Source organism: Stratiformator vulcanicus (genome assembly GCF_007744515.1).
Lineage (GTDB): Bacteria > Planctomycetota > Planctomycetia > Planctomycetales > Planctomycetaceae > Stratiformator > Stratiformator vulcanicus.
This window is the reverse complement of sequence record NZ_CP036268.1, coordinates 3,587,253-3,614,235: the sequence shown is the minus strand read 5'-3', so window position 1 is coordinate 3,614,235 and position 26,983 is coordinate 3,587,253. Positions and strand designations below refer to the sequence as shown.

The window sequence follows — 26,983 nt, the reverse complement described above, 5'->3', positions numbered from 1 at the left end:
GTCGGGAATTACTCCGGATCAATTTGAATCAATGGGGCAGGATGGATAGCCTCAGCGTTGCGGGTGATCGACGAAATCCCGCGGATATACGAATAACCGTTCGGACAATACGGATTGAGGACGACGATGAACCTTCGATTGACTGCGGCTTGGCTATTGACGGCACTCTTCATGTTTGCGGCATCGATGCCGCTCTATGCCCAGGATCAAGAGGGCGAGAAGGAAGGCGAAACGACCGCCGAAGAAGTCGTCGAAGAGACCAAAGAGGCTGCTGAAAATGCGGCTGAAGAGACCAAGAAAGCTGTCGAAGATGCCGCGGAGTCGGTCGAAGAGACCGCCAAAGAAGCGGCTGAAAAAACCAAGGAAGCCGCAAAAGAAGTCAAAGAAAAAGTTGAGGAAGCGGCTGAGGAAGTGACCGGAGAGGGCGAAGAGAAAGAAGGCGAGAAGGAGCCGGAAGGCCCTGAGCCGACGGTCCTTGTCACGAATCTTGAAACGCCGACAGGCGTTGCCGTGCATGAAGCGACCGGCCACGTGTTTGTCGCCAGCCGCTACGGCATTTACCGCTACGATCCGAAAGGACACGCCGTTTCGCTTGAGATCGCCGGCTACCCCAAAGATGTCTACGGCAAGGGTCCGAAGTATGACATCGGCCCGCTCGGACTCGACTTCATGGGAGCCGACATGCTCGTGGTCGGCGACGGAAGCCGACCCGACAACGAAGAGGTCGTCCGCATTTATCAGGTGAAGAACGAGCCGGCCGAAAATCCGATGGACGAGGCCAAAGACGCCAAGTTCACCCTTGGTCCACTCAAGCCGGATGCCGAAGTCGGCAAAGGCGAGGGTAACTTCTACGACGTGGCCGTCGGCGAAAATTCGATTTTCGTCAGTGCCAATGGCGACGACACCAAGGGCTGGGTACTCGAAATTCCCATTGAAGATGGCAAGCCGACCGAACTGAAGCCGGGAATTGCCACGAAAGAATTGGTCGGCGTCGATGCTCCCGTGCCGGTTGAGCTCAGCAAAGACGGCAAGACGCTCTACGTCGGGCAGATGGGAGAGATCAATCTCCCGGGCGATGCCCTGCTGCTCGCTTTTGACGCCGAATCAAAAGAACTGAAAAAGAAGTATGAACTCGGACTGAGCGACCCGGCCGGTCTCGCGATCAGCCCGAAGACCGACAAGATGTACGTCACCGATTTCGCTTGGGCCGAGCCTGACAACGCCGGCTTGTTCGAAGTCATGATTGACGGCGATGAAGTGACGACAAAGAAGGTCCTCAGCCTCGATAAACCGGCGGGGATTGCGTTCGACAAGGACGGGCGTTTGTTCGTCTGTGTCGTCGGCACCGCGGACGAGAGCAAAAAGGCCAGCGACGGCAAACCGCTCTCACCCGGAACGCTGATCGTGATTGATGCCGGACTGTAATTCGGCGTCAGCTCGATCGGTCGGCGGGAGGCGTTCGGCTCTCCCGCCCAAGACGGTTTGTGCCTTTGAAATACGGGCACTTCTCAACTGTCGTGAGAGCCGAATACGGTTTGATCCGTGCGGCCTCAGCAGTAGTAGCGGCCTCGGCCCGTTCGAGATCGGCGTTGCTTGAACGGGTCAAGGGGCTGTCTATACTCCTTACTGAATAGCGACTCATATCGGCTTTGCGTCTGCACGAGCCGATTCCATTTTTCCGTCCCGAAGACAATCGAATCATCTGAGATTAAGGAACAGTAGAGTGAGCGCGTCTGCCACAGCCGTTGAATTTGCACGAGTAGGCCATCCCGCCCCCGACTTTGAACTGCAAGCATACGATCGCACCAAAGACGGCGATGCCGATGCCGAGTTCACGGACATCAAACTGTCGGACTTCAAGGGCAAGTGGGTCTGCCTGTTCTTCTATCCGCTCGACTTCACCTTCGTTTGCCCGACCGAAATCGTCTCGTTCAACAACAATCTGGACGAATTCGAAGATCGGGAGTGTGCGGTGCTCACGGCCAGCACCGACAGCGTGTTCTCGCATAAGGGCTGGTGCGAGTCGCACCCTGAGCTCAAAGACCTGAAGTACCCGATGCTCGCCGACACGGGACATACCCTGTCGAAGTCGTTCGGTGTGCTCGATGAAACTCAGGGCATCGCCTATCGGGGAATCTTTTTGATCGATCCGCAAGGCATCGTTCGCTGGATGGCCATTCACGATCTGGGGGTCGGTCGAAACGTCGACGAAGTCCTGCGTGTGCTCGACGCGTTGCAGACAGACAAACTGTGCCCCTGCAACTGGAAAAAGGGCGAAGATACGCTCAACTAGTGCATGAGCTGGTTCAAGAATTTGAAAGCCCGCGGGGATTCACCCGTGGGCTTTTTTATCAAGACTCCTCCAAAACTCCTCGGAGAGGAACGCTGAGATGAAACGGATTGCGCCACTGCGGGAAAGCGAAGCGACCGATAAAACCGCAACGACTTACGGCCGCATCAAAGAGATGCTGGACGCCGACGAGGTCCCGCCAGTCTTTCTGGTCATGGGCCGTGTGCCGGCGTTCCTGCAGGACTTCTACATGAACTTCAAGAAGTTCGTGGTGAAAGAAGGCAAGCTCGACCCGCCTACGAAAACGGCGATCGCGCTCGCGGTCGCCCTCAAGGAAGAATGTTCTCCCCTCGTCGATTTTCTGACCGACATGGGTTCATCGCGCGGTCTCGACGAAAAGCACATCGGCGACATCGGAGCCATTGTGGCGTCGAACGCCATGTACAACTCGTTCTTCAAATTTCGTGATATCGCCGGGAGTGACGTGTTCGAAGGCATGCCGGTGAGTTTGCGGGCGCACGCGTTTCAAAATACTTCGTTCGACGATCAGACGGTGGAACTGCTCAGCGTCGCCGTCAGTAATCTCAACGCCTGCAAGCCCTGTGTCGCCGGGCACGTCAAGAAGGCGAGAACTCTCGGCGTCCAGGACGAAGCCATCCTTGAAGCCGTGCAAATCGCCTCCCTGATTGTCGCTGGTGCCCAATTCTTGAACGCGGCAGACTGCTGACGATCCTCCGGATTTGGCCGGAAAGAAAAGCCGGGTTCCCAGTAATCATTGGGGTCAGTGATTTCCGATCGCAACCGCGTCAGGCTTGCCCATTTTAGGTCATGCCGATCGCCTGCTGCGGTGCAGACCGCTGACGGGGTGATTGACCCGCCAGATGATTTCTCGTAACTTACCGCTTGGTAAAGAGTTCGGGCGTTCGCGACGTTGGCGAGACAAGTGTCTCGGCTCATCGTGATGCGTCGGCAATCGGTAACGGACAGGGCGGGGACGGGCCATGTCGAGTGATTACGGAGCAATGACACCAACGGAGACAGAGACCGCGCGCGGTCGTCCTTGGGCGTGCCTGCGGCAGTTCAGCGTCTTTATGGAAAACCGCGTCGGTAATCTGACCGACCTGATGCGACAAATCGAGCGCGATGATCTGAAAGTCGTCGGTTTGAGTATTCTCGACTCGGTCGACTTCGCCGTCACCCGCATGATTATGGACAATTATGAGCGGGCTCACGAAATCTTTGCTCTCACCGGTTTGACCGTGTTCGAGAACGATGTCATCGGGATTGTCCTGCCGGATGATCCGCAACCGTTCACTGAGATCTGCCGACCGCTCTTGCGGGCTGAAGTCAATATTCATTATGCGTACCCGCTGATGCACCGTCGGAGGGGCCAAGGATCGGTCGCGCTTTATGTCGATGACCTCGACTTGGCGCTGACGGCGCTGGAGCCGACAGATTTGACGGTCGTGACGGAGCAGGATCTCGCCGAGGGAGATGAGTTCCTGTGACCGCCGCGTCGACTTTCCTCAGAGCGGTTTCGGGCGAGTACAATGTCGGCGGTCAGTAATACAGTTGCCATGACGTTCGGCGAACGGTTCAAATCGGTTCGGCTCAGCCCCAAAGCCCGCTCCATCAGTTGGAAAGTCTTCAACTGGTTGCTGTGCGTTGCCGTTCTGATTTTCGTCGGAATGCAGGGCTGGAAACTCTGGAACGACGGTCGTGATTCGGCCGGAGAAATTCAGTTGCACTACGGGTGGCTCGCGCTGTCCGGCTTATTTTACGCGGTCGGGTGGTTCCCTTCGATCTGGTTCTGGCAGCGGCTGATGCGGCGGATGGGCGACCACATCCCGTGGCAAGCGGTTGCTCGAGCTTATTACTGCGGCCATCTGGGCAAATACCTGCCCGGCAAAGCGTTCGTGGTGATCATTCGCGGGCAGATGTGTGCCGCGGCTGGCGGCCGAATGCGGACGGCGGTCGTGACGGTGTTTTACGAAACGCTGATCATGATGGGCTGCGGGCTGGCGGTGATGGTCGCACTCGCCCCGGCCCTGTTCCCCGCCGAAGTCGGTTCGCGCGTGCCCGAAGCGATGCAGAAATTTCTGGCCGATACGTCACTTATTTCACTCGTCGAGCAGCCCTACCTCGCCCCGATTCTCACATTCGTGGCCTGCCTGCTCGCTCTGCCATTAATCTCTCGCCTGCTCACGATCGTCGCGGTCAAAGCGGCGCCAGCCGGTGTCGATGCCGAAACGCTGCGTCGACCGATCGACTGGAAGTTGATTGGTGCCGGCTTGGTCAGTTTTGTCGTCGCGTGGTATTTGCAGGGGCTGAGCCTGTGGGCGAGCCTGCGGGCCGTCGGAAGTGATGCGGCCTTGGCCGACATCAACGTCTGGACCGAGATATCGACGATCGGGACTGTCGGCGGATTCCTCGCGGTGTTCTCGCCGGGCGGACTCGGCGTGCGTGAAGGACTGGTGCTCAATCTACTGAAATTACAACCCGACGTCGGCCCTCGGGCGGCGATCCTGGCAACGGTCCTGGTCCGAGTGGTCTGGTTCGTTACCGAAATCATCGTGGCCGGTGTACTCTATATGGCAGTCCACCCGCGCCGACTGGCCAAGTCGGCGTCCCGCCCTATGGATGAATCAATTTCTCGGCAGGAAGCCGACCTCCCCCCTGAGGAGTCGTCATGCAAGACGAATGCCCCAAACTCTCCATCATCGTCCCCGTCCTGAACGAAGCTGACAGCCTCGGCGAACTGTTCACCCAAGTGAAGAGTTCGTGTGAGTCCGCTCAGATTACGTTCGAACTGATTCTCATCGACGACGGCTCGACCGATCGAAGCTGGGCGATCATCGACGAACTCGCCGGCGCAGATGATCGCGTTTCCGGCATTCGACTCCGCCGTAACTTCGGCAAAGCCGCGGCGCTGACTGCCGGAATGCGTGCCACTCGCGGCGAACGCATTTTGATGATGGACGCCGACCTGCAGGATGACCCGGCGGAGATTCCGAAGTTCATGCAGAAGATGGACGAGGGTTTCGACGTCGTCAACGGTTGGAAAGAACGGCGTCTCGACCCGTGGCACAAGACGTACCCCAGCAAAGTCTTCAACTGGCTCGTCGGGGCGATGACCGGCTTAAAATTGCACGATCACAATTGCGGACTGAAACTCTTCACGAGCGAAGTCGCCTCGGAAATTCGCATCTACGGGGAACTGCACCGCTTCATTGCCGTGCTGGCACACTCGCGTGGGTTTCGCGTGGCTGAATTACCGGTACATCACCGGCCGCGGGTCCACGGCTATTCCAAGTACGGCGTCGTCAGGTTTCTGCGGGGGTTGCTCGACCTCATCACGGTGGCGTTCTTGATCAGCTTCCGTCAGCGACCGCAGCATCTGATGGGAGCGATCGGGCTTGGCTTCTTTGGAATCGGCTCGGCTGGGCTGACGTATCTGGCCGTCGAGTGGGTCTTCATGAATGTGTTCGGGGTGTGGGAACCGACGCCGATCGGCAACCGCCCGTTGCTGATGTATTCGATCGTGGCGGTCATTCTGGGGGCACAGGCTTTGTCGCTGGGCTTATTGGCAGAATTGCTGGTCGCCTACACGACCCGCGACCGTGACGCATATAGCGTGGCAACGACGACCGAACGGGACGATGAAGACCCGCACGCGATCGCGATTTGAGCGGAATCCTCCCTGTCTAACCGCCTGTCGCACGAAATAAATTTGAAGTTTCTCGCCCGTCGTGTCACAATCTGGCGTTGCGCATTCGCGTGAGCGAACGGTGCTGCTCGTCGGGAAGGGCCGAATTCGAAATGGCCATTTCCCGGCAAGCTTCGTTTGGTGCGGGCCCGGGAGACCTAGCGATGAGAGAAATCGACGAACTCAAACCTCATTGTGAGGAATTCGCCGGGCCGCAGGACCGCACATTGGAGTACGGCACCGCGGCGGATGACGACCGTCAATTGGTCGATACCGGCAGTTTTCTGCCGGAAGACTACGCGATCCCCGAGGTCGCCAAGCGCTGCGTCCGCGGTGGCACGAATCGCGAACTGCAGCGGAATCAATTTCCGACCGAGTAGCGAGTCTGAATCATTTTTTCGCCCGACTGCGGATGCGGTAGATCGTCTCCGCGAGAAAAACGGTCGGTCGCCCTTCTTTTATTAATTGCGGGAATTCCCGTTCGATGAGCTTCCTCTGATTGGAAGGGAGGGCATCGAGTTCGACAAACGCCGCGGCAATCGGCTCGCCGAGCACGCCGGCTGCGACCAGGTCGTCGAAGATCGCCGGAGTCACAAAGTCACTGTAGCCGTAGGTCGTGCGGTAGCGTGCGATCTCGCTCCAGTTGACGAGGATGTACTTGATCTCTTGGTCTTCGAGTGTCTTCGCAATAGTCTCGGGCGGAAGTGAATCCATTCCGCCGAACGGTTGGTATCCGCTGCGATCACCCATCCATTCTTCGACGATGTTTTTGTCGAAGACCGTGTTGTAAATCGGGCGGAATCGTGCGTCGAAGATCTCCGCTTCGCCGACCAGCAACACTCGGTCACCCGGCTCCACCAACTTGTTGACTGCGGCGATGCCGGTCGAACTGCGCTCCGAGTATTTTCGGGCGGCGTCGAGGTCAGCCAGAACTTCAGCCGGGCCGCAGATGCCAGTAAAGATCAGCCCCAGATTGAAGGCGATTGCGATGCCCGCCATTCCGACCGGCATCGCGTTACCGATTGATCGCCTCGCCGTTTCAAATCCGACAGCGCTCAGCAACACGAGCGCAGGCAGCATCGGCACCCAAAAGCGATCGATGCGATGAGTCAGCAGCCACCACGCCAGATAAAGGTAAAGAGACAGGCCACACAGAATCGCGGTCCGAGGCTCTCGGACTCTTAAGAGAGAGAGAGGCGCGAACAACAGGACCACAGCAGTCTGCCAGTCGTTCTTAGCAGCAATTCCGAACGCCTCGGTGGCTAATGTGACCGGGCGAAAGTGCGGCGGCGAGTGCGCATCGCCCCATTTGGCATCGAGTTCGGGGTCCCAGTCTGCTCCGCCGAGTACGGAGAAGAGCAACGGATAGACCGGGTTGCCAGTTTCGATCGTGTTCTTCAGCAGCCAGGGGCCGCAGGTGAGCAAGACTCCGAGTGCGAAGACGGAACCAGTCAGAAGTCGCATCGGACGACCGGACGGTCTCTCAGTCGATTCGGTATCTTCTGCCGGTTGGTGGGATCTTCTCCGAGCAAACCGTCTCCGAGCAAAGAGTACGGCGGCGATCATCAGGGCACCCGCGGGGATCACAACCTGCACCAGCCCGGGATATTTGCACGCGACCGCGGTTCCGCTAATGAGTCCGAGTAGCAGAGATACTCTCCATGCACCCGCGGTGCCCTCTCGGATCGCAATGACCGCGACGACACCGGACAAGATCGCCATTGCCACGTAGAACGAGAGCGCGCCTTCCACGTACGCGATCACTGACAGGCGGTACGTCCAAGGCGCGCTGACGTAAAACAGCCCGGCAACGGCTCCGGTGGCCGGTGAGAATAATCGCTTGCCCGCCGCGTAGATCGCTAAGCCCGTCAGGGGGCCGAACGTCGCGAGCACCAGCTTGCCCGCCAACGCGCCGCGATACCAATCGTCTCGCAAGACCATCGCGCACAACGAGAGCATCTCGCTGAAGAATGGAAAACTTGTATAGGCGTTGTGCGGCAGAAACGTGACCGCTCCGCCTACGAAAAATTCCTTGGGGCCGCCTAAATGATATTCCTTCACGTCGAATTCCATTGGCGGAAACATCGCTCCGAGCAAAGCGAGAATCACAAACGGAGTGGCGGTCGCGATGCAGATAATCTCGACCCGGCCCAGCTTTGGCCATCGCAATTTCGTACCGCTGTTGCATCGTCGGTCGACCACCGTCAGCGCGCATTCTGCAAGCACCGCGGCGACAAGAACCACCATGAAAAGCGGTCTCGAAAGTGCGCCGACAAGTCCGGCAGCCAGCGTCAAAAGCGAGACGGCGGAGTAACCGATCGCGATCGCGAAGAGCTGACGCTCTAACGCCGTCGCGAAATCTCGCGGGATAACCGACCGCACAAGCAGGCGACCCATCGCGAACGCTCCCGCGACGATACTGATCGCCGTGAGGAGAAGATCGATCCGCTGCGGAAGGAACTGCACGCCCGATGGGAGTTCCCTTGCGATACCATCGAGCAGCACGAATGCGATCTTGAGCCGTGTCCAGTCGCTCCCGGCATTGGTGAGTGTCACTGTGGCGAACAATATCCCGGCGAGTACCAGCCAGGCTCCGATCGCAATCGGAATCAGCCGAACCAAAGAACTACGATCCTCGCTCGCGGCAATTTGGTCTGACTTGGTCATCGATCTTCGGCTCATGCTGTCGCCCGGTCGGACCAGTCAAATCCGAGGTCGAGTGCCGGGGCCGAATGCGTCAGCCCACCGATGCTGATGCGGTCGACGCCTGCCTCCGCGATTCCCCGCACCGTCTCAAGCGTCACGCCACCCGACGCTTCAAGCAGTGCTGCCGGTGCGAGTTCGTCTCGCAGTCGGACCGCGGTTCGCAGCGTGTCGGGGGGCATATTGTCGAGCAGCACGATGTCCGGTTCCCCCGGCAGCGCTTCACGCAATTGATCCAACGTGTCCACCTCGATCTCGATCGATCGCTCAGCGCCGAGCTCGCGGCGAACATTACGCAACATCTCGGCTAAAGACTCATTGGGATGGGTCGACTTCCGACCGGCAAGATGATTGTCCTTGATCAGGCAGCCGTCGTGCAGACCCATGCGATGGTTCGTGCCACCCCCTTTTCGAACGGCATATTTCTCCAGCAGGCGGTAACCGGGCAGTGTCTTTCGCGTATCTAGGATCACCGCACTCGTCCCTTCAACGCGGTCGACGAATTGCCGCGTCAGGCTCGCGACACCGCTCAGAAGCGTCAAAAAATTCAGAGCCGTCCGCTCTCCGGTCAGCAAGGTTCGCAGCGGTCCCGAGAGCGCCGCGACCGCCGTCCCGGGTTCGAGGTTCGCTCCGTCTCGGGTCAGCATTTCGAAGGCGACCTCCGCCCCGAGTCGCTCGAAGACCCGCGCGGCGATCGGCAATCCGGCGAGGACGCCGGCTTGGCGGGCGACAATTTCGACCGAACCGGTCGCCTCTTCCGGCAGCGTTACGCGACTGGTGATGTCGTCACGATCTGGCCCGAGATCCTCAGCCAGCGCGAGTTCAATCAACCTGTCGGCTGCGACCAGTTCGTCAGAAGTCAGCATCGAATGAACGGTCTCCAAAAAAGTATCGCTTCCTATTTGGCGGTGATCGATTGCGTTGCCAGTTTGAGAGTGCTTTTCAAAGTTTGACGCGGCGTTCGGTCCGCGGTTCTCAGGAATCGCGGCTTGTGGTGATTGCACTTAGCTCCTGGTGATGGGGTCGCTTTCGGCGTGGCTCGACGTGGCCGAGATTTCCGGAAATTCGCCGGAGAGCATCTCGGCCAGTCGGTCCATGGCGAACCGCTCGCTTCGATAGTGGCCGAGCAAAATTAGCCCCATTCCTGCGGCCCGGGCTTCCAGGCAGGTGTGAAAGCTCGTTTCACCGGTCAGCAGATATTGGCAGCAGTGCGCTGACGCGTCGGAGAGGAACTCGCCCGCCGAGCCGCAGGCGATTGCGACGCGACCGACCAGTTCGGTATCAGCCGGCACGTGACGCAAGGAGTCGATCCCGAAGGCGACTTTGACCCGTCGTAGGAATTCATGCACTTCCAAAGGCGGGTTCAGCACTCCGTAGCGTCCCGCGCCGAGTTCGGCGGGGTCGGACTGATTTTCGTTTGTTGACTCGTTCAAATCTGCTCGGCATTCCTCTGTTGGTCCCTTGCTGGCGCTGCGGGCTTGTGTAGAAGCGGGCTCAATCACGCGGAGCGGGCGGACATCGTCGAGGCCGAGGCGGTTGGCGATCTGGCGATTGATTCCCGCGGGGCCGCTGTCGTAACTGGTGTGTGGCGAATATACCGCCACCCCGGCCCGAGCGAGTTTCAGGATCATCGCCCCGTCTGAAGTCTCAGTCGTGATTCGCTTCGTCCCACGAAAGAAGATCGGATGGTGGGTCACGATCAGGTCGGCTTCGTCCTCGACGGCTTCGGCGGCGACATCGGGCGTGAGCGTCAGGCAGGTCAAGACGCGGTTCACCTCCGCCTCGGGATCGCCGAGCAACAGCCCGACGTTGTCCCAGTCTTCGGCGATCGTAGGCGGCGCGATGGTTTCCAGCGCCCGACGGAGGTCGTGAACGGTCGGCATGAAGTTGTCCTGTGAGCGCTTTGGCGATTCGGCGACATCGACGGTGACGGCAACGCGCACACTTGCCGGTCGATTGATTGAAAGGTCGGGTTCTTCGTGTGTGGCTGCAGATCCCGGCCTCTCAACGTATGATTTTGCGTAAGAGGAATCGAGCCAAGGGAGCGTCCATGATCGTCGGTGTGCCGCGGGAAGTGAAATCGGACGAGTATCGCGTGGCGATGCTGCCCGCGGGAGTGGAGGAACTTGTCACCGCGGGGCACGAGGTGCTTGTTGAACGTGGCGCCGGCGACGGTAGCGGTCTGCCCGATGAGGTCTACGCCGCCAACGGGGCGACGATCGTCGACTCGGCAGAAGACGTCTTTGCGGCTGCTGAACTCTTGGTGAAAGTCAAAGAGCCGCAGCCTGAAGAGTGGCCATTACTCCGATCAGGACAGATGGTCTTCACGTACTATCACCTCGCCGCCAGTGAGGAATTGACGAAGGCGTTGCTCCAACGCGGCATCACGGCGATCGCCTATGAGACACTCCGCGGCGTTAAAGGCGATCTTCCCTTGCTCACCCCCATGAGCGAGGTTGCCGGGCGGATGAGTATTCAGGAGGGCGCGAAATATCTGGAACGCCCGCAGGAGGGCCGCGGCATTCTGCTCGGTGGCGTCCCCGGGGTATTACCGGCGACGATCGTGGTGCTCGGCGGGGGAATCGTCGGCAAAGAGGCGGCCCGGATCGCCGCCGGCTTCGGAGCCGAGGTCGTCATTCTGGATATCAACGTCGACCGCCTGCGGCACCTTGAAGACGTGATGCCATCCAACGTCACGACACTGTTTAGCGATCGGCACAATATCCGAGATCAGGTCCGCCGAGCCGATCTCGTGATTGGTGGCGTCTTAATTCCCGGGGCCCGCGCACCGCGGCTCGTCACGGCTGATGATCTTAAAGAGATGAAGGCGGGGGCCGTGATCGTCGACGTTTGCATCGATCAGGGCGGTTGCTTCGAAACATCTCGCCCGACGACGCACGCCGAGCCGACCTATATTGTCGATGACATTGTGCACTACTGCGTCACGAACATGCCCGGCGCCGTCGGTCGCACCAGCACCTATGCGCTGTGCAACGTGACATTTCCGTTCGTGATGCGCATCGCGCAGGGCCAGTTGCAAACCGACGCGGCGCTGCGATCGGCCATCAACCTTCAAGGCGGTCGCGTCACCAATCGCGCCGTCGCCGATACGTTCGGACTTGAGTATGCTGAACTGAATTGATCAGTCTGATTCGGATCGCTCTGATAGAGTCGCGTTGTGAACCTTAATTGTCTCCCACATCAAAATAGCTCAGTCCCATGGCAAAAAATGGTTTCTACCTCGCGGTCGGTCACAAAGGCGTCCGCATGAGCTCGCGGGACGCGAGAACGTGGTCGAAGCCGGAAATGGACGATCGCCGATACTTCCGAACGGTCGCTTTCGGCAACAACACCGCGATCGCTGCGGGCAAGAATGATTATTCCGTCACCAAAGACGGTAAGAATTGGTCGAAAGCTCAATCATTACCCAAGGGTGGGAACGGCATCGGGTTTATCACTTATGGCAACGGCCAATTCATCGGCACCGGCACCGACGTTAACTACAATGGCACGACGTTTTACTACACCGACGACGGCCAGAATTGGACCAAAGACGATCAAAAGGGCAAAGGGCTGCTTCGATTGGTCTGGGGCGACAACCAATACGTCGCCGTCGGCGGGAGCGGCCGCATCGCCCGTTCGAAAGACGGGAGAAAGTGGGAAGACGCCCCTGATACCAAGCCGATCGATACATTGATCGACGTCGCCTATGGTGACGGAACCTATGTCGGTGTCGGACTGCACGGCTTGCGGATGTCGAGCCAGGACGGCCTGAAATGGAACTTTAAAGAACGCGGGCTCGAAGGCGAACACTTTAATACCGTGATTTGGACTGGAGAGAAATTCGTAGCCGTCGGCAACGGGGGCACACTCGAGTCGCCCAACGGCCGCTCGTGGGAGCGAATCCCCAACGAGAACGCCCCGCTCGCCTGCTGCTACGGCGATGGCGTCTTCGTCGGCTCGCACTGGAAAGGTCGGATTCTCCGCTCAACCGATGGCTACAAATTCGACGAAGTTCTTAAATTAGACAATCACATCGAAGCCATTATCTACGCAGAGGCATAGATGTTAAAGACAAGTTGTCGCCTGTCATTGCGACTTCCTTCAATGAGATCGAAATTAAAGACGTTGTAAGTAAAGTGGTTGGCAGTCAGTAGGGGTAGTTAATGAAGCTACGGAGATTTGAATGAATTCAGTAGAATTGGAGTCTGCCTTCAAGTCGACGCTCGCGGAGGCGTTACACGATCACGCTGATATGTTGAAAGAAGCTCGATTCAACCACTGCGATACGTCCGAGGGGCCGACGCTCGAATCGAGTTTCGGCCCCGGGACGTTCGGTGCGCATGAGGCACTCGACCGTGCCCATCTCATTCGAAATACTTGGGCAGACTTCATGGAGGATCATCCGACGATACTTCTTCATCCGGAACTGTTTCAACATGCCCGCGTCGTTGGTGATCTGATGGATGCCCTGTACCACGAGATCGGGGTCCTTGATGAACGTGCTCCAGATGAGACTTAACGACAGGTCGACGTGTGTTCGGACGAAGGCCCCGCTGAAATATTAGACTCCCCATGGGTAGACCGGGTCGCGTTTCGGTTCTCTCAACACTAGCCTCTAGACTCTAAACTCTCCTTTTGCCCACCCTCATTCGGAAATCGCGAACGCTGCACTTGCCGATCACGCTCAGCGTGGTTCTGATGTCGCTGAATATCGCGCTGATGGTCTGCTGGATCATCTTTTTAGCCCAAGGGTCGCAATGGTCGGCGCTCACGGTCGGGACGGTTTTGTTCGCGCTGATTCTGGTCGGGCTGACCTTCTATCTTGTGCTGAGCATCAAATCAGTCCGTCTGCACCAGCGGCAGATTAATTTCGTCGACAGCGTGACGCACGAATTGAAAAGTCCGATCGCGTCACTGCGGCTCTATATCGACACGCTGCGGATGCGACAGGAACTCGATGCGGAGCAGCGGACTGAGTTCTATGAGACCATGGCCCGAGAACTCAGTCGTCTCGAAGAATTAATAAATCAATTACTCGAGGTCGGCCGGCTCGAGCGCCTCGGCGAGGAGACCTCTCCCGAGGATGTGGCGTTGGAACCGCTCCTCCGCAAATGTGCTGAAAACGCTTGCAAACATCATCAGGTCGAATTCGAACCGGTCTTCGCTTTCGATGCCCACCCCGCTTTCGTGCACGCCCGACCGATGCTGCTCGAGATGATCTTCGGTAATCTGCTCGACAACGCCGTTAAATATGGCGGTGATGAACCATCCGTTGAAGTGGAGGTCCGCGTGCATCGTCGCCGCGTCGTCACGCGGATCGCCGACAGCGGCCCCGGCGTGCCGCCCGAACAGCGAAAGAAGATTTTCGATCTCTTCTATCGTGGCGGCAACGAACTGCAACGCACTCGAAAAGGGACCGGGCTGGGGCTTTACATCGTCCGCACGCTGGTCCACATTCTCCGCGGCCACATCCACGTCTATAACCGCTACCGCAAGCCGGGGAGCATCTTCGAAGTCGAACTGCCGGGGCGGGAAGGATGAAACTCTTAATCGTTGAAGATGAGGAAGCGCTGGCCGCCGGGCTAGCGTTCAATTTTAAGCAGGAAGGCTACGCCGTCACCGTGGCGATGGACGGCCGCAGCGCGCTGAATCACTATTCCGGCGATAAGTCGCCTTTTGACGTGATCATTCTCGACCTGATGCTCCCGGGCATGAGCGGTTACGACGTTTGCCGGGAGATTCGCAAGCAGGATCGCCGGGTGCCGATTCTGATTCTCAGCGCCCGACAGCTTCCCGAGGATCGCACCCTCGCCTTCGACGCCGGGACCGACCAGTACCTGTCGAAGCCGTTTTCTCTGCCCGAGGTCATCTCCCGCGTGAAGAATCTGCTGGCCCGGCGTTCCGACCGGGAGGCGGAGGTGACGTCTTCAACGCCCGGCGGCCAGTTTCAGTTCGACGGCGTGACAATCGATTTCGATCAATTTCAGGTGGTGATCGACCGGCCCGACAAGCAGGAAAAGCATGAACTGACCACCCTCGAAGCCCAACTCCTCCGCTACTTCATTCAGCATGAAGGCCGGGTCCTTCCGCGAATGGAAATCCTCGAGAACGTGTGGCCCCCCGACTCCGACGTCACAACCCGAACTATCGACAATTTTGTCATGCGGCTCCGACGCATGATCGAGGCCGACCCCGCCAATCCTCAGTTCCTGCTGTCCGTCCGCGGAACAGGCTATAAATTCCGCGCCCGAAGCGACTCGTAACGTATTCTTGTGAAACGGCTTACGGCTGTGACACAAGTGTGACAGTACCGTGACGGTCGGCTGACCGATCGCTCTTGTGGCGTCGGTATAGTTTCACGTAGATCGACCGCCTTGGCGTTCGCACCTAGGAAATCCCCCGGTGCGGCGGCCGAGTGGCCCCTGATCCTCAGACCCACCGAGAGCAGACCATGCCTACCGACCTACTTGAAGCACCGGCGTCCGTCGACGCTTTTATCGATACCAATGACACGCTCGATACCGCCGTCGCCGAGCCGAAGCCGGAAAAGTCGCAGAAACAACTGGAGCGCGAAGCGGTCCACGATTCGTTCGCGCCTGATCGCTTAAAATGGAGCGAGGTCGACTGGCCGATCACGGCGTGGATCGTCGGCATGCACGCGGGAGCCTTGGCGGCCCCGTTTTTCTTCACGTGGCAGGCTCTGGCCGCGGCCGTCGTGCTCCACTGGATGACCATGAGCATTGGCATTTGCCTGGGTTATCACCGCTTTCTCGCTCACCGTTCACTCAAGCTGCGGCATCCGGCGGACTGGTTCGTGATCTTCTGCGGCGTGATTTCCGGTGAAGGCACCCCGCTCCGCTGGGCCGCGACGCACCGCCTGCACCATCAGCAATCGGATCAACACGGCGACCCGCACGCTCCCAATGAAGGGGCCTGGTGGGCTCACATCTTGTGGATGTTCCTGAAGCGACCGCAGGCCGAAGCCGACATGCTGCTCGATCATTACGCTCCGGAGCTGAAAGACCGCAAGCTGCTCTTAATGTACGAGAAGACTTACGTCTGGTGGCTGATCGGCACCGGCGTGATCCTCTACGCGATCGGCGGCATCCCGATGGTCCTGTGGGCCCTGTGCCTGCGAATGGTCTGCGGCTACCACAGCACGTGGTTCGTTAACAGTGCCACCCACCTGTGGGGTTATCGTAACTACGAGAGCCGCGACGAGAGCAAGAACCTCTGGTGGGTCGCCATCGCCGCCTACGGCGAAGGCTGGCACAACAATCACCACGCCCACCCGTCGAACGCTCGGGCTGGCCACAAGTGGTGGGAATTCGATCCCACCTACTGGGTCATCTGCGGTCTCAAAGCCACGGGCCTCGCCTACGACGTCAAAGACAAGAACCCCGCTCACTCTCACTGAGTGGCATCGGCGTTTAGAAATCATCGCAAAGCCCACGGGTTGCAACCCGTGGGCTTTTTTTATGCGCCGATCCGCGATGACTTGTTCACTATGAGCGAAACGATACCCTGCCGTTCTTGCTCGCTTTAAACGCAAGACTCACCGGAGTTCAAACATGGCAAAGCTCGGCGGAACCCTGCTCCTGTTCGGCATCGGCTCGATGATCCTCAACCTGCTCGGCCTCGAGTTCATCCTGCTGATGTGGGTCGACCTCTGGGGCCCCACCATCGGCTGGGGCATCCGCATCGGGATGGCCGTCGTGGGGCTGATTCTGGTGGTCGTCGGCGCGGCGACCGACTCCGGTGAGGAGTGATGGGGAAATAACACCCGGCTAATCATGTCTTCATTCCAATATGGTGGCTGAGGACGGTTTTATAGAGCTGCCTTATGAGAGCGGGGGGCAGGTAATGTGACCGCCCTGACGGTAGAGTCGACGGAACAAGAACCGCTCGGCGTGACATTTACCTCGTTCTCCATAACTGGAAGAACTGAATCACCTTGCGGTCTTCGAAAGATATCAAAAACCAGAGCTTCCGCCCCAACAGTCCGGACTTTTCCACCGTACTGCATGCGGACGAGACTGCCGGAGCCGTTGTGCTCCATGTAACCTGCTAACGAATTGAGCGTCGCCATCATGAAGAGTTTTTTACTTTCGGTCACATTCGCGGCATCGGGCCTCCTGATGCTCGGATGTACGAACGGAACCCCGACCGCCGACACGACCGCGCAGCAGGGCGGAGGCCATGACGAGCATGGTCACGACCACGACCACGGGCACGATCACGGTCATGCCGACGAGCACCCGGAGACGTTCGCCGGGGCCGTCGAACAACTGACCGAAATGCGGGACACCGTCAAAGCGGCGCTCGCGGAGAACGATTTGAAAAAGGCCGACGGGCCGGTCCACGCCGTGGGGCACGTGCTCGAAGACCTCGTGAGCTTGGCGAAAAAGGCTGGCCTGAGTGAAGAGCAACAGGCCACCGTTGAGACCGCTCAAGAGACTCTTTTTGAGTCGTACGGGGCACTCGACCAGACGATTCACGGGAAGGAATCGGGCAAGACCTGGGACGACGTCGGCAGCGATATCGACTCGGTCATTTCGAGTCTGCAGAACCTCGCGTCCTCCGGCGGGGCGGAAGAGTGAGCCGCCGCCGAACTGCCCTGCCAACAATGCTGCTGCTGGCCCTCCCGGTCGCCTGTGTGGCCCTGGGGGGATGCGGTGAATCGGTCCCGCCGGAGGTGCTGACCGTTCGCGAGCAACTGCTGCTGGAGCAGGAGCCGCAGGGGGCGGTCACGATCGAGCAGGCACGACGGCAGGTCGCCGACAATCCCGAAGTCACGCTCATCGTGAAGGTCGGCAATCGCAACTTCGAAGACTGGTCTGCCGAGGACCAGGCGACGTTTTATGTCTCGGAAGGCTATCCCGAATCGGACTACAACATCGGCCCGGACCACGACCCCAGCACCTGCCCATTCTGCCGCTGGAAGTGGAAGGAAGAGGACTCTTACGCCGTCATTCAGGTGGTTGACCAACAGGGAGAGGTCCTACCGCACTCCGCAGGCACCGTCTTCGACCTAGCTCCCGGCAAGGTGGTTACCGTCACGGGCGATGGGTCCGTTGACGCCCACGGATTTCTAGTTGTACAGCTCTCGGGGCTGTTTGCGCATCCGGGCTGAGGACGGCTCGGAATTTTCTTGCGTAGATGGGGGTTGAATCGATCATCGATTCGACTGTTCGCTTTTTGGCGTTCAACTTCTCGAGTGGTCCCTGTGCCTTGCCTGACCCAGTCGACATGCTCATGTCTTGGCGATTAGATCGCTGACAGAAGAATACCCGTGACTCATTGCAGGTTGACCAAAATGAAGTTTCTCATCACCACCACATTGCTATTGGCCGTACTCGCGAGTTCGTCACACGCCGCAGAGAAGCTGCAAGCGTTGATTCTGGACGGCCAGAACAATCACGCCGTCTGGCCGAAGTCGACGGTCATGATGAAGCAGTATCTCGAGGAGACCGGATTGTTCGACGTCGACGTCGCCCGGACTCAGTACCTGTGGAAGGCGGAGCGTGAGCGGAAGTATCTGCCGCACGCCGACGTCGGCGAGAAGGAGCTTCTTAAAGCATCGAAGACCGACCCGAACTACGCACCGAAGTTTAATGAATACGATGTCGTCATTAACAACCACGGTTGGAAGGCGGCGCCGTGGCCGGAGGCGACGCAGAAGTCGTTCGAAGAATATATGAAAGGCGGGGGCGGATTTGTCGTGGTCCATGCGGCGAACAATGCCTTTCCCGAATGGCCCGCCTACAACGAGATGATCGGCATCGGCGGCTGGGGCGGGCGGACCGAGAAGGATGGGCCCCGCGTTTACTTCGAGGGCGGCAAGGAAGTGCGGGACCGGTCTCCCGGTAAGGCGGGGACCCACGGGAGCAAGCATGAATACCCGATTACGGTGCGTGAGCCGAATCACCCCATCATGCAGGGGCTGCCGGCGGTCTGGATGACGTCTCAAGACGAATGCTATGCCCACCTGCGCGGCCCCGCGACGAACATGACGGTCCTCGCGACCGGCTTCGATCTTTCACTGCCCAAAAAGTTCGTAAAGCACGAGCCGGCACTGATGGTGCTCGACTATGGTAAGGGTCGCGTGTTCCACACGATCCTCGGCGACGACACCCCGGCGTTCGAAGGTGTCAGTTTCATCACCACCTTTCTCCGCGGCACCGAATGGGCCGCCACCGGCAAGGTCACGATCCCCGTGCCCGAAGACTTCCCGACGGCTGAGAAGGCGAGCCAGCGGCCCTTTGAATGGAAGGATTAAGAGGCGAGGTTGTCGCTCAATCCCCCCTGCGACACATTTACAGGTGAGCAGGCGAAATACCTCGGCTCGCGCCTCGGGCTTGTATGGCCCGAGCACTCAACCATTCTCGCGCTGGTAAATCTGCATTAAGAGGTCTTCCACGGACTTAAATTTCTTGCCGCCTTGGACGACCGATTCGACTTTGGCGGACGCGTCGGCGGGGGTGTGGCCGAGGGCGATTAAGGCTTCGGCGGCTTCGGTGAGGACGTCGTGGCCGGTTTCCGAGTCGGCGGGCAGGTCGCGGTCGGCCATTAAGGCGAAGCGGGTCATCTTGCGGCGAAGTTTCGCCACAATGCGTTCGGCCATCGCGGGGCCGATGCCGGGGAGCGTGGAGAGCTGCTTGGTGTCTTGCTCTTCGATCGCATGGGCGACCTCGCGGACGGGACGAACCATCGCACGCAGCGCCTTGCGAACGCCGACTCCATCGACGCTGCAAATTAAATCGAAGAAGTCGCGCTCGGCGTCACTTAAGAATCCGACGAGGCGTGGGGTGAGCCGGCCCTTTTGAGGGTTGCCCTCCAGATATTCGATCGTGCGGAGGTGGACCTCATTACCCATCAGCGGCTGGACCTGCCGGCGGACGAAGTCGGGGATTAATACCTCATACTCGAAATGCCCGGCCTGCACGAAGGCTTCGGAGTCGCTGACACGGTTGAGAATACCGGAGATACGGGTGATCACGTCGTTCGGAGGCCTTAGGTGGGAGATTTATGAGAGGGCCGCAGGGCAATCTCATTCGCGGAATCGTAGTAGCCGCACAGGGCCATCGCGGCGGCGTCGGCGACGTCGTGAGGTTCCAAGATGGCCTTTAATTGCAGCTCGCGCATGATCGCGTCCTGCATTTGCTCTTTGGGGGCCCGACCCGACCCGGTCAGGGTCCGTTTCACCTGCGTCGGCGTGTAGTGAGACAGCGGCGTCTTCGAGCGTCCGATGGCGGCCAAGATCGCGCCGCGGGCGTGCGACATCAGAATGGCGGTCTTGGGGAATCGCCCGTGCGAGAAAACCTGTTCGAGTGCGACGCGGTCGGGCCGACACTCGGTGAGTATCTCTTCGATCCCCGAGGCGATCTCCGTCACGCGATCGACCAGTGAGTCGGCCGGGTTGGAGCGGACGACACCCCCTTCATCAAGACGGGGCCCGCGCGGCGTTCGCTCGATGATGGCGTACCCGGTGCGCTGGAGGCCGGGGTCGATGCCGAGGATCCTTTCGCCCATGACGTTCGTAGCCAATCCATGACGTAACAGTTGATGGCGACATCTCGCAGGCCGACTTGCGCCTGCCGCTCAAGCTGATCGCTAATTTTTAATCTTCGGCATCCGGCCGTTCCAACAAAGCAACGGCCTCGGCCGTCATTGCTTCCTCACGTCCGACGGGTCCGACCTTTTCGCCGGTCTTGGCCTTCACATTGACGAGTTCTGCGGAAATGCCGACCAGTTCCGCAATGCTTTCGCGAATTGCGGCCTTGTGTTTACTGAGTTTGGGCCGCTCGGCGTTGATCGTGCAATCGATATTGATCACGGTCCAACCGTCCGCGGTCACCTCACGCATCACTGCAGACAGTAGGTGTCGAGAATCGGCTCCGCGGAAGCTCGGGTCGGTATTCGGGAACCACTCGCCAATGTCGCCGCGTCCGACCGCCCCAATAATCGCATCGGTCACCGCGTGCAGCAGGACATCGGCATCGCTGTGTCCCTGAAGGCCTTTCTCATGGTCGATGACAACTCCGCCCAGAAGCAGGGGGCGGCCGGGCACAAGTTGGTGGCAGTCCTGACCGAGTCCGACGCGAAACATAGTTGGGGCGGGAATTTGAGGGTGGTTGGAATTCACGCGGATGGTAAAGCCGGGCCAGATGACCCGCAACGGCAACGTCGGCTCTAGTGACCGCTTTGAGCGTCGTTTATGAGCAGATGCTCGTTTGTGATCGCCGAGCCGTTGTGGCGGCGCTTCGAATCGGAAATCGCAATTGACACTAACGCCTTTGGCAGTCTACACCTTCGCCATTCCCTTCCGCCGGGCGGGCCAATTCCCTTCTGCCCTTAGACTTCCGTGCGACCATACCACTCAGCCTTGAGCCTGCTCACGATCGGCGCGGCAATTGCCGCGTTCGTTGCCGGTTGCTCTGCGCTGACACCGGGATTGGGCATTGAAAGTGATTCCGAAGACGTCTCGGGGCCGCGTACCGTACTGCGACCGCTCTCGGAACTCGCCGGTGATCTCGTGCGAGTCGAAGTCATCTATCTGGAACGTCCGGCTGATGATCCCCTGCTGGGACCTGCCTTGTGGGATGAAATTGACCAGATCGGGGCGTTGGAACCTGGGAAACGCGAACAACTGACTCAGGACGGCTTCCGCATCGGCATCAGTAGTTCTCGACCGCCGGTCGCATTGCAGAAATTACTCGGCGAACTCGATGAGATCGGACTCGATCCGGCTCAGCGACGATTTACCGGCCGGAAACTCGTGTTGCGATCGGGGGGAACGACCGAAGTCGAGACGGCTCCGCTGGGGCGACCGATTACCGTGCCCGCGACTGATCAAACGCCGGAGAAAGAGCTGGTCGGCGCCACTCCCGTTTTGCAGGTCACCTGTCGAAGTTTGCAGGAGGGATGGGCCGAGCTCGATTTCCTTCCGGAAATCCATTTCGGAGGCGACAAACTTCGCCCCGTGGCGACGGAAGAAGGCTGGCGAATGGGCAACGGGCGAAAAGCCCATCGCTTCTTCGAAGACCGATTTACTCTGACGCTCAATGCCGGCGAGATGGCCATCGTTACGGCGACGAACGATCCCGAGCAAACGGCCGGCGGCCAGTTCTTCCTCGATGAAACCGACAACGGGCCGGTGCGGCGGCTGGCTGTGATTCGTCTTGTCGGCGTCGATGCCGGCGAAACGCCTTAGCGCGAATAAAAAAGCAGACTGCCCGGTTATGAACGAGCAGCCGGCGTGATGGTTGCATCAAAATCGGGACGTCACTCCCGAAGCTATTTATAGATCGACTTGCCGCTGGAGCGCAGTGCATCGCAGGCTTCGCCGAGTCGGGTCGCGGTGCCTTCTTCTGCGGCTTTGAGGTAGGAGCGCGGATCGTAAACCTTCTTGTTGCCGATCTCGCCTTCGATCTTCAGCACGCCGTCGTAGTTCTTGAACATGTGATCGGCGATCGGTCGCGTGAACGCGTATTGCGTGTCGGTGTCGATATTCATTTTCACGACGCCGTAATCGAGCGTTTCGCGAATCTGCTCGACCGGTGTGCCCGATCCCCCGTGGAAAACGAGGTCGAACTTGGCTTTCTCGCCATATTTGCCGATGACCGCTTCCTGCCCCTGCTTCAAGATGTCCGGCCGTAGTTTGACTGCCCCCGGCTTGTAGCTGCCATGCACGTTGCCGAAGGTGGCCGCGAACATGTAGCGACCGATGCCGTCGAGACTCTCGTACACGGCGAGCATGTCTTCAGGAGAGGTGTAGAGCTTGTCATCGGGCAGGTCGGAATTATCGACGCCGTCCTCTTCGCCACCGACGACCCCGGCTTCGACTTCGAGGATGATTTCGTTGTCGGCACACATCTTCAGTAGCTCTTTGGAGAGCGCGATGTTCTCGTCGAGCGGAAGCTCCGAGGCATCGAGCATGTGCGACTGAAACAGATTCGACTGTCCGGCTTCTCGCCGTCGGGCGGTTTCGGCGATGAGCGGCTTAAGGAATCCGTCGACTTTGCCCGGCTGGCAATGATCGGTGTGCAGGCCAACCAGCACATCGTATTTTTCGGCCAATCGATGAGTCGCTTCGGCCAGCACGATCGCACCGAAGACGGAGTCGCCGACGTTCAATCCCGAGGCGAACTTACCGCCGCCGAGAGAGACCTGAATGATGCCATCCGATTTTTTGTCGGCAAACGCCTTCAGCGCTCCATTGATGGTGATCAGCGAAGTCACATTGATCGCCGGGTAGGCGTAGTCGCCAGCTTGGGCGGCATCGAGCATTTCGGCGTATTGGGCCGGTGTCGCAATCGGCATCGGAAGTTCCTCTCAGCAGGCCCGACGAAGCGAACGTCGGGCGGATATTTGAATTTCGTCCGTCATATCACGGTCCGCACGGGCATTCAAGCAGCGGGTCGCGGAGGACGTGAGTTGATCCGAGATATCAGGCCCGCGTCAACTCGAACGCCCATTTGGCTCGAAGGTGGACGCGATGGCGAATCTGGCAGAACTCGTGGTTCGAAAGTCGCCAATGCCCGTATTGCCGGCGCCGCTGTAGAGCCTCGGCGGTCAATGCTTCATCAACTTCCCGGGGATCAGCAACAACGACCGAGCCGTCCGCTACCCAGGTTCCGACCTGTGCCGTGGCGAGATGGCGGCTCTCGCAGGTCAATCGCTGCGGAAGAATCAATTGCTCGAAATCGAACGATGAAACGTGGGCGGGCTGATGGGCTGCAATCCGCAAACCATACCACACCGTAGCATCGGGTGCGTCGCGGGCGACGCTCAGATAGACGGCTTCGCTACTTTCGGACCGTTCGAAGTGCAGCGGAAACTGGGAGCGAGCGGCGAGTGAGACGGCTTCGGAAACAAGTTCATCAATGAACTCACAAACTTCTTTATCATTCTTCATCTCGCGGGATTATAGAGCCACTCGTCCGCGTTGGCGAACCTTCAGATTGTCGGTTCGTGAACCAGCTCAGAAAGAAAGACGTACTACTTTTCGGGTGGCCGAGGACGGCGTTTTCGCCGCCCCCGGAATGCGAACTCTCGAACTCGGAATTCCGAGACGGAGCTGTGCCGAAAACATGATCACTGTGGGCGTCGTAAAGACGCCGTCCACAGCCACTCTTCTGAGATTCTGCTACGTGCGAACTGACCTACTGTGGAACGTCGGTTTCGTCAGCAAATCTGAACCACCTTCGACGAACGTTGAGACAGCCGACTAGATTTAACGCCGTTCAGAGCCGTTGCCCGACTTATCGCTATCTCCGCGTCGACCGGTCAAACGGTTGATCCCGGGGAGCCGGTCGAGGAATCGGACCGGTGCGCTGCGGGTTTCCTCCGGTTTTGTTGCCGTCAGTGTTCCGGGCCGATGCGCAATAATGCGGATGTCGTCAATGATTGCTTCACCCAATCCATTGAGCGCGAACGTCACCGTCAGTACCTCATAGCTGGACGCTTCGCGAAGCATTTCGAAGCGGGTCCAACCCCCGGTCGACTTCCACCGCAACGCGCCTGACGGACCGTTCAAGCTGTCATGAATCGTCAGCCCGTCAAGGTTTGAGACGATCGGCCGCTCAATCTTGATCCACCCACTGATGTGGATAATCTGTCCGGGTTCGACATCGACCGGCGGCGACTCGATCGTGACCGGGCTCTCGTTGATCGAGCGTGGGGTCTCACTCTTCACCTGCGGCGCCGCGAGCAGCCGGAGGGCGTGTTCGCCGCTTTTTGCGTCCGGCACCAGTTCGGCCATTGTGCGGACGCCTTCGAGACGATTCTGCTCGTGTTTCCAGCCAGCCGTCAACATGGCATCGATCGACTCAAAGTCGCCGGTGAGCAGGCTGTTCGAGTTTTCTATCGGGGGCGAAACGCTCAAGCCAAGCGATGCAAGGAGTCTCCAGTGATCTGGCAGGGTGCTGAATGCGGCGGTGTGCGGGCTGCTCAGCGGTGTCGACATCGGGCGGACGGCGTCATCCCAGTGTGCCCGCTGCAGAATTCGCAGATATTGCCGAACTGATTTTGCCGAGACGGCGGCGAAGTCGTAATCGCCTCGTTGCAATGCCTGTCGAGCTTGCATCGCGGTCGATTCCGACCGGGCCAGTAGTTGTGGTCCGTCCGATTGCCGGGCGTTGTATTCCGCGAGCGCAGCATTGGTCTTTCGAACCCGCTCCAGTTTGAGTTCGGCCAATTTGACCTCAGTCTCCGCCGCTCGGCGCGAAATCTCGGAGATGCGTTCGCGCAGCTTGGCGATGAGGGTGCGATCGCTCGTGATCAGAATTATTGCCGTCTGATCGAACCGGGGAATCGTCAGTCTGGTGCCGCCCGGAACGCGCTCCCGCTTCAGGCTCCGCATTCGAGTCGGGGTGATTTCCCAGGCCGAAGCCGAGTCATTCACACCCGGAACGATTAGCGACACGTCGGAGGCTGCCAACTGGCCCGGGCACAACTGAGCATCGCGACCGAACCAGACCGGCAGAATGAGCAGCCCGCCGCCGGTGCGGTACATCGCCGCCTGCCTTGCCCCCGCGTCCGTCGACTTTTTCGCGAATGGCGAAAAGTCATCTTCCGGACGGAGCGGAGTGTTCGAAGATCGGATGCGGTATCCTGAACTCCCAGCCTTGCGAAGATCGACATAAAACGGCACTTCACCGACCGCAACCGCTTCCGCCAGTAGGTCATCGACGAGCGAAAGCTCGGTATTGATTGCCGACAGTGCAAGCCGACGCTCCAGCGAAACGTTGTCGTTGCGGTCGATCGGGCCTGACGTCCAATAACCGACGGCCCGGCATCCGGCGTTGATAGCGCTGTAAACCTGCAAGCGGATTTGTTCAGGCTCGACAATCACAGGGTCCAGCCCGGCGGCCTCTCGTCGACTGGAGAGGCCGTAGGCCGGCTCGGTCGGAACCCAAGACCAGAAATACGTTCCAGGTCGTGCAATCAGACGCTTCTCCTCGAGCCAGTCCCGGTAGTCACGGTAGCCGAACGTCGTATTCGTACTTGTTCGACTCGCACCGAGCATTTCGAGGTATCGCGAGTAGACGTGCTCCCCGTCGGTCACGTCGCCTAACAGTGGTCGATTGTAGGCGCGGTCGGCTTGACGAATTTGCTTCCGCCAATCGGCAAGACCGTCGAGTGCGGTGGCCGGGATGCGACGTCCGAGATTCCAGAACAGAATGCGCTTCGTATCGACCGTGAACGGTACAAGATCGGCCGAGCGTGCGGCCAACACATTTCCTTCGGTATCCAGAGCCCGCGGCGGCGTTGCCGAACACCAGACCCCGTGGGCGGCGAGGCGTTTGATCAATTCGGTGTCGCGATAGTCGGAAATCCAGGCCACATTGAAGCCGGCGTCGGCAAATGCCGCCGGGTCTTCACCGCGATAGGGAGCCATCCGCGGGAAGAACGGCTTCTGTTCCACCCGAAATCGCCCAAGGCGGAACTCAACCGGAGCATCGATCTCGACATCGCTTTCATAAGCAACCTGCTCGATTGCCGATTTCGCTTTCGATTCGACGATCGGTCCGAAGTTGAGCTCATCGACCAGAATTTCGAGAGTCGGCCCACCGGCCGCGGCGCTAATCACTAGTTGGTCGACATACAGATCACGCTGATCGATCTTCGAGACGCCGAGCCGATATCGAATCCGCCGCAACTCGTCTCGCAACGCTTTCTGATCGGTCCGACTGGTCAGCCGCTCCCATTGGCCGGGACGTACGTATCGATTGCCGCTGATGAGCGCCGTCAGATTCTTTCCGGTGCTCGGATCGATCTGGTGGGGAAAGACCAACCGCAAGTTGGCCGTCACGCCGGGCACGTTCGAGCGGACCAGAACCGAGGCTGAGAGCTCATCGAGCCTGCGGGCCGGTGGAAGGGCCTGTTTGAGTTGAACGATCGACCCGATTCGCGTCGTCGCGAATTGAAACTGCTCAGCGGCTTTGCCTTCGCGAAACACACGATCGTTTCGCCGGTGGGCCAGCAGCCGCACGTCCGACTCGTGATGTTCCGCGGTCAGAGTCGTGGTGTTCGGGTCGTCGAAGCTCTCGGTGTAGTGTTTCGCCGCTGCGGTATTCGAACCTTCCGCGACGAGCATTCCGGCGAGAAACACCCCGAAGATTAGTCTTCGAGAACAAGACCAACGCTGCGCACGAAGGCCCCGGCGGCCTTGTGGCCGCATCGAAAGCCGGTTCGGGCCATCGTTTCGCCGAAATCTGTGGCATTTCGCGTAGAAACCGGTCCGCACGACCGTTCCAATACGCATGATCGACATGGGA

General features: G+C 59.1%; 27 protein-coding genes. 18 read left to right on the top strand and 9 right to left on the bottom strand.

Annotation, left to right across the window (positions count from 1 at the left end; translation table 11 throughout):
- Positions 1 to 126: 126 nt before the first annotated feature.
- From Pan189_RS14260 to Pan189_RS14230, 7 genes are all read left to right on the top strand, one after another.
- Positions 127 to 1,425, top strand: a complete 1,299-nt coding sequence (locus Pan189_RS14260) for a YncE family protein (protein WP_310820505.1) — start codon at positions 127 to 129, stop codon at positions 1,423 to 1,425.
- 298 nt (positions 1,426 to 1,723) lie between these two features.
- Positions 1,724 to 2,293 carry a peroxiredoxin gene (locus tag Pan189_RS14255; protein WP_310820504.1) on the top strand — a complete coding sequence of 190 codons (570 nt, stop codon included), beginning with the start codon at positions 1,724 to 1,726 and terminating at the stop codon, positions 2,291 to 2,293.
- 97 nt (positions 2,294 to 2,390) lie between these two features.
- Positions 2,391 to 3,017: a carboxymuconolactone decarboxylase family protein gene (locus Pan189_RS14250; protein ID WP_145364644.1), complete on the top strand. Its 627-nt coding sequence runs from the start codon at positions 2,391 to 2,393 to the stop codon at positions 3,015 to 3,017.
- A gap of 274 nt (positions 3,018 to 3,291) precedes the next feature.
- Entirely contained in the window at positions 3,292 to 3,798 is a 507-nt protein-coding gene (locus tag Pan189_RS14245) for an ACT domain-containing protein (protein WP_145364643.1), read from the top strand.
- A gap of 42 nt (positions 3,799 to 3,840) precedes the next feature.
- Positions 3,841 to 5,025, top strand: coding sequence for a lysylphosphatidylglycerol synthase transmembrane domain-containing protein (locus tag Pan189_RS14240; protein ID WP_145364642.1), 1,185 nt, complete (start codon positions 3,841 to 3,843; stop codon positions 5,023 to 5,025).
- Positions 4,980 to 5,978 (top strand): glycosyltransferase family 2 protein, encoded by a 999-nt coding sequence (locus tag Pan189_RS14235; RefSeq protein ID WP_145364641.1) that lies wholly within the window; start codon positions 4,980 to 4,982, stop codon positions 5,976 to 5,978. The genes Pan189_RS14240 and Pan189_RS14235 overlap by 46 nt, the downstream gene beginning before the upstream one ends.
- A gap of 182 nt (positions 5,979 to 6,160) precedes the next feature.
- Positions 6,161 to 6,376 (top strand): hypothetical protein, encoded by a 216-nt coding sequence (locus tag Pan189_RS14230; RefSeq protein ID WP_145364640.1) that lies wholly within the window; start codon positions 6,161 to 6,163, stop codon positions 6,374 to 6,376.
- 10 nt (positions 6,377 to 6,386) lie between these two features.
- On the opposite strand, the gene Pan189_RS14225 is transcribed toward Pan189_RS14230, so the two are convergent.
- The 3 genes from Pan189_RS14225 to Pan189_RS14215 form a co-directional block, all read right to left on the bottom strand.
- Complete coding sequence (locus Pan189_RS14225) at positions 6,387 to 8,663, bottom strand: ArnT family glycosyltransferase (RefSeq protein WP_310820503.1); 2,277 nt, start codon at positions 8,661 to 8,663, stop codon at positions 6,387 to 6,389.
- Between the two features lie 11 nt (positions 8,664 to 8,674).
- Complete coding sequence (gene nadC, locus Pan189_RS14220) at positions 8,675 to 9,565, bottom strand: carboxylating nicotinate-nucleotide diphosphorylase (RefSeq protein ID WP_145364638.1); 891 nt, start codon at positions 9,563 to 9,565, stop codon at positions 8,675 to 8,677.
- Between the two features lie 138 nt (positions 9,566 to 9,703).
- A complete protein-coding gene (locus tag Pan189_RS14215; RefSeq protein ID WP_145364637.1) occupies positions 9,704 to 10,582 on the bottom strand; it encodes a Nif3-like dinuclear metal center hexameric protein in 879 nt (292 codons plus the stop codon).
- Positions 10,583 to 10,749: 167 nt separating this feature from the next.
- Here Pan189_RS14215 and ald point away from each other — a divergent pair, with 167 nt between their 5' ends.
- The 10 genes from ald to Pan189_RS14165 all read left to right on the top strand — a co-directional run bounded on the left by ald (position 10,750) and on the right by Pan189_RS14165 (position 18,981).
- On the top strand, positions 10,750 to 11,841 hold the full coding sequence (gene ald / locus Pan189_RS14210; RefSeq protein WP_145364636.1) for an alanine dehydrogenase: 1,092 nt from the start codon (positions 10,750 to 10,752) through the stop codon (positions 11,839 to 11,841).
- Positions 11,842 to 11,918: 77 nt separating this feature from the next.
- Complete coding sequence (locus Pan189_RS14205; protein WP_145364635.1) at positions 11,919 to 12,764, top strand: sialidase family protein; 846 nt, start codon at positions 11,919 to 11,921, stop codon at positions 12,762 to 12,764.
- A 121-nt stretch (positions 12,765 to 12,885) separates the two neighbouring features.
- On the top strand, positions 12,886 to 13,221 hold the full coding sequence (locus Pan189_RS14200; RefSeq protein WP_145364634.1) for a hypothetical protein: 336 nt from the start codon (positions 12,886 to 12,888) through the stop codon (positions 13,219 to 13,221).
- Positions 13,222 to 13,337: 116 nt separating this feature from the next.
- Entirely contained in the window at positions 13,338 to 14,243 is a 906-nt protein-coding gene (locus Pan189_RS14195) for a sensor histidine kinase (protein WP_310820502.1), read from the top strand.
- The gene (locus Pan189_RS14190; protein ID WP_145364633.1) at positions 14,240 to 14,965 is read left to right on the top strand and encodes a response regulator transcription factor; all 726 of its coding nucleotides are present in this window, start codon (positions 14,240 to 14,242) and stop codon (positions 14,963 to 14,965) included. The genes Pan189_RS14195 and Pan189_RS14190 overlap by 4 nt, the downstream gene beginning before the upstream one ends.
- Before the next feature lie 188 nt (positions 14,966 to 15,153).
- A complete protein-coding gene (locus Pan189_RS14185) occupies positions 15,154 to 16,119 on the top strand; it encodes an acyl-CoA desaturase (RefSeq protein WP_145364632.1) in 966 nt (321 codons plus the stop codon).
- Positions 16,120 to 16,273: 154 nt separating this feature from the next.
- The gene (locus Pan189_RS14180) at positions 16,274 to 16,471 is read left to right on the top strand and encodes a hypothetical protein (protein ID WP_145364631.1); all 198 of its coding nucleotides are present in this window, start codon (positions 16,274 to 16,276) and stop codon (positions 16,469 to 16,471) included.
- Between the two features lie 321 nt (positions 16,472 to 16,792).
- A complete protein-coding gene (locus tag Pan189_RS14175; protein WP_145364630.1) occupies positions 16,793 to 17,302 on the top strand; it encodes a hypothetical protein in 510 nt (169 codons plus the stop codon).
- Positions 17,299 to 17,835, top strand: coding sequence for a hypothetical protein (locus Pan189_RS14170; protein ID WP_145364629.1), 537 nt, complete (start codon positions 17,299 to 17,301; stop codon positions 17,833 to 17,835). The genes Pan189_RS14175 and Pan189_RS14170 overlap by 4 nt, the downstream gene beginning before the upstream one ends.
- A 183-nt stretch (positions 17,836 to 18,018) precedes the next feature.
- On the top strand, positions 18,019 to 18,981 hold the full coding sequence (locus Pan189_RS14165; protein WP_145364628.1) for a ThuA domain-containing protein: 963 nt from the start codon (positions 18,019 to 18,021) through the stop codon (positions 18,979 to 18,981).
- Positions 18,982 to 19,077: 96 nt separating this feature from the next.
- Here Pan189_RS14165 and ruvA read toward each other — a convergent pair whose 3' ends face one another.
- The 3 genes from ruvA to ispF form a co-directional block, all read right to left on the bottom strand.
- Positions 19,078 to 19,701 carry a Holliday junction branch migration protein RuvA gene (ruvA, locus tag Pan189_RS14160; protein WP_145364627.1) on the bottom strand — a complete coding sequence of 208 codons (624 nt, stop codon included), beginning with the start codon at positions 19,699 to 19,701 and terminating at the stop codon, positions 19,078 to 19,080.
- 14 nt (positions 19,702 to 19,715) lie between these two features.
- Positions 19,716 to 20,234, bottom strand: a complete 519-nt coding sequence (ruvC, locus tag Pan189_RS14155) for a crossover junction endodeoxyribonuclease RuvC (RefSeq protein ID WP_145364626.1) — start codon at positions 20,232 to 20,234, stop codon at positions 19,716 to 19,718.
- A gap of 88 nt (positions 20,235 to 20,322) precedes the next feature.
- On the bottom strand, positions 20,323 to 20,811 hold the full coding sequence (ispF, locus tag Pan189_RS14150) for a 2-C-methyl-D-erythritol 2,4-cyclodiphosphate synthase (protein ID WP_145364625.1): 489 nt from the start codon (positions 20,809 to 20,811) through the stop codon (positions 20,323 to 20,325).
- A gap of 276 nt (positions 20,812 to 21,087) precedes the next feature.
- On the opposite strand from ispF, the gene Pan189_RS14145 reads away from it, so the two are divergent.
- Positions 21,088 to 21,915: a hypothetical protein gene (locus tag Pan189_RS14145; protein WP_310820501.1), complete on the top strand. Its 828-nt coding sequence runs from the start codon at positions 21,088 to 21,090 to the stop codon at positions 21,913 to 21,915.
- A gap of 83 nt (positions 21,916 to 21,998) precedes the next feature.
- Here the strand turns inward: Pan189_RS14145 and fbaA are convergent, their stop codons facing one another.
- From fbaA to Pan189_RS14130, 3 genes are all read right to left on the bottom strand, one after another.
- Entirely contained in the window at positions 21,999 to 23,024 is a 1,026-nt protein-coding gene (fbaA, locus tag Pan189_RS14140) for a class II fructose-bisphosphate aldolase (protein WP_145364623.1), read from the bottom strand.
- A gap of 127 nt (positions 23,025 to 23,151) precedes the next feature.
- Complete coding sequence (locus tag Pan189_RS14135; RefSeq protein ID WP_145364622.1) at positions 23,152 to 23,619, bottom strand: hypothetical protein; 468 nt, start codon at positions 23,617 to 23,619, stop codon at positions 23,152 to 23,154.
- A gap of 318 nt (positions 23,620 to 23,937) precedes the next feature.
- Positions 23,938 to 26,817, bottom strand: a complete 2,880-nt coding sequence (locus tag Pan189_RS14130; RefSeq protein ID WP_310820500.1) for a hypothetical protein — start codon at positions 26,815 to 26,817, stop codon at positions 23,938 to 23,940.
- Positions 26,818 to 26,983: the final 166 nt, after the last annotated feature.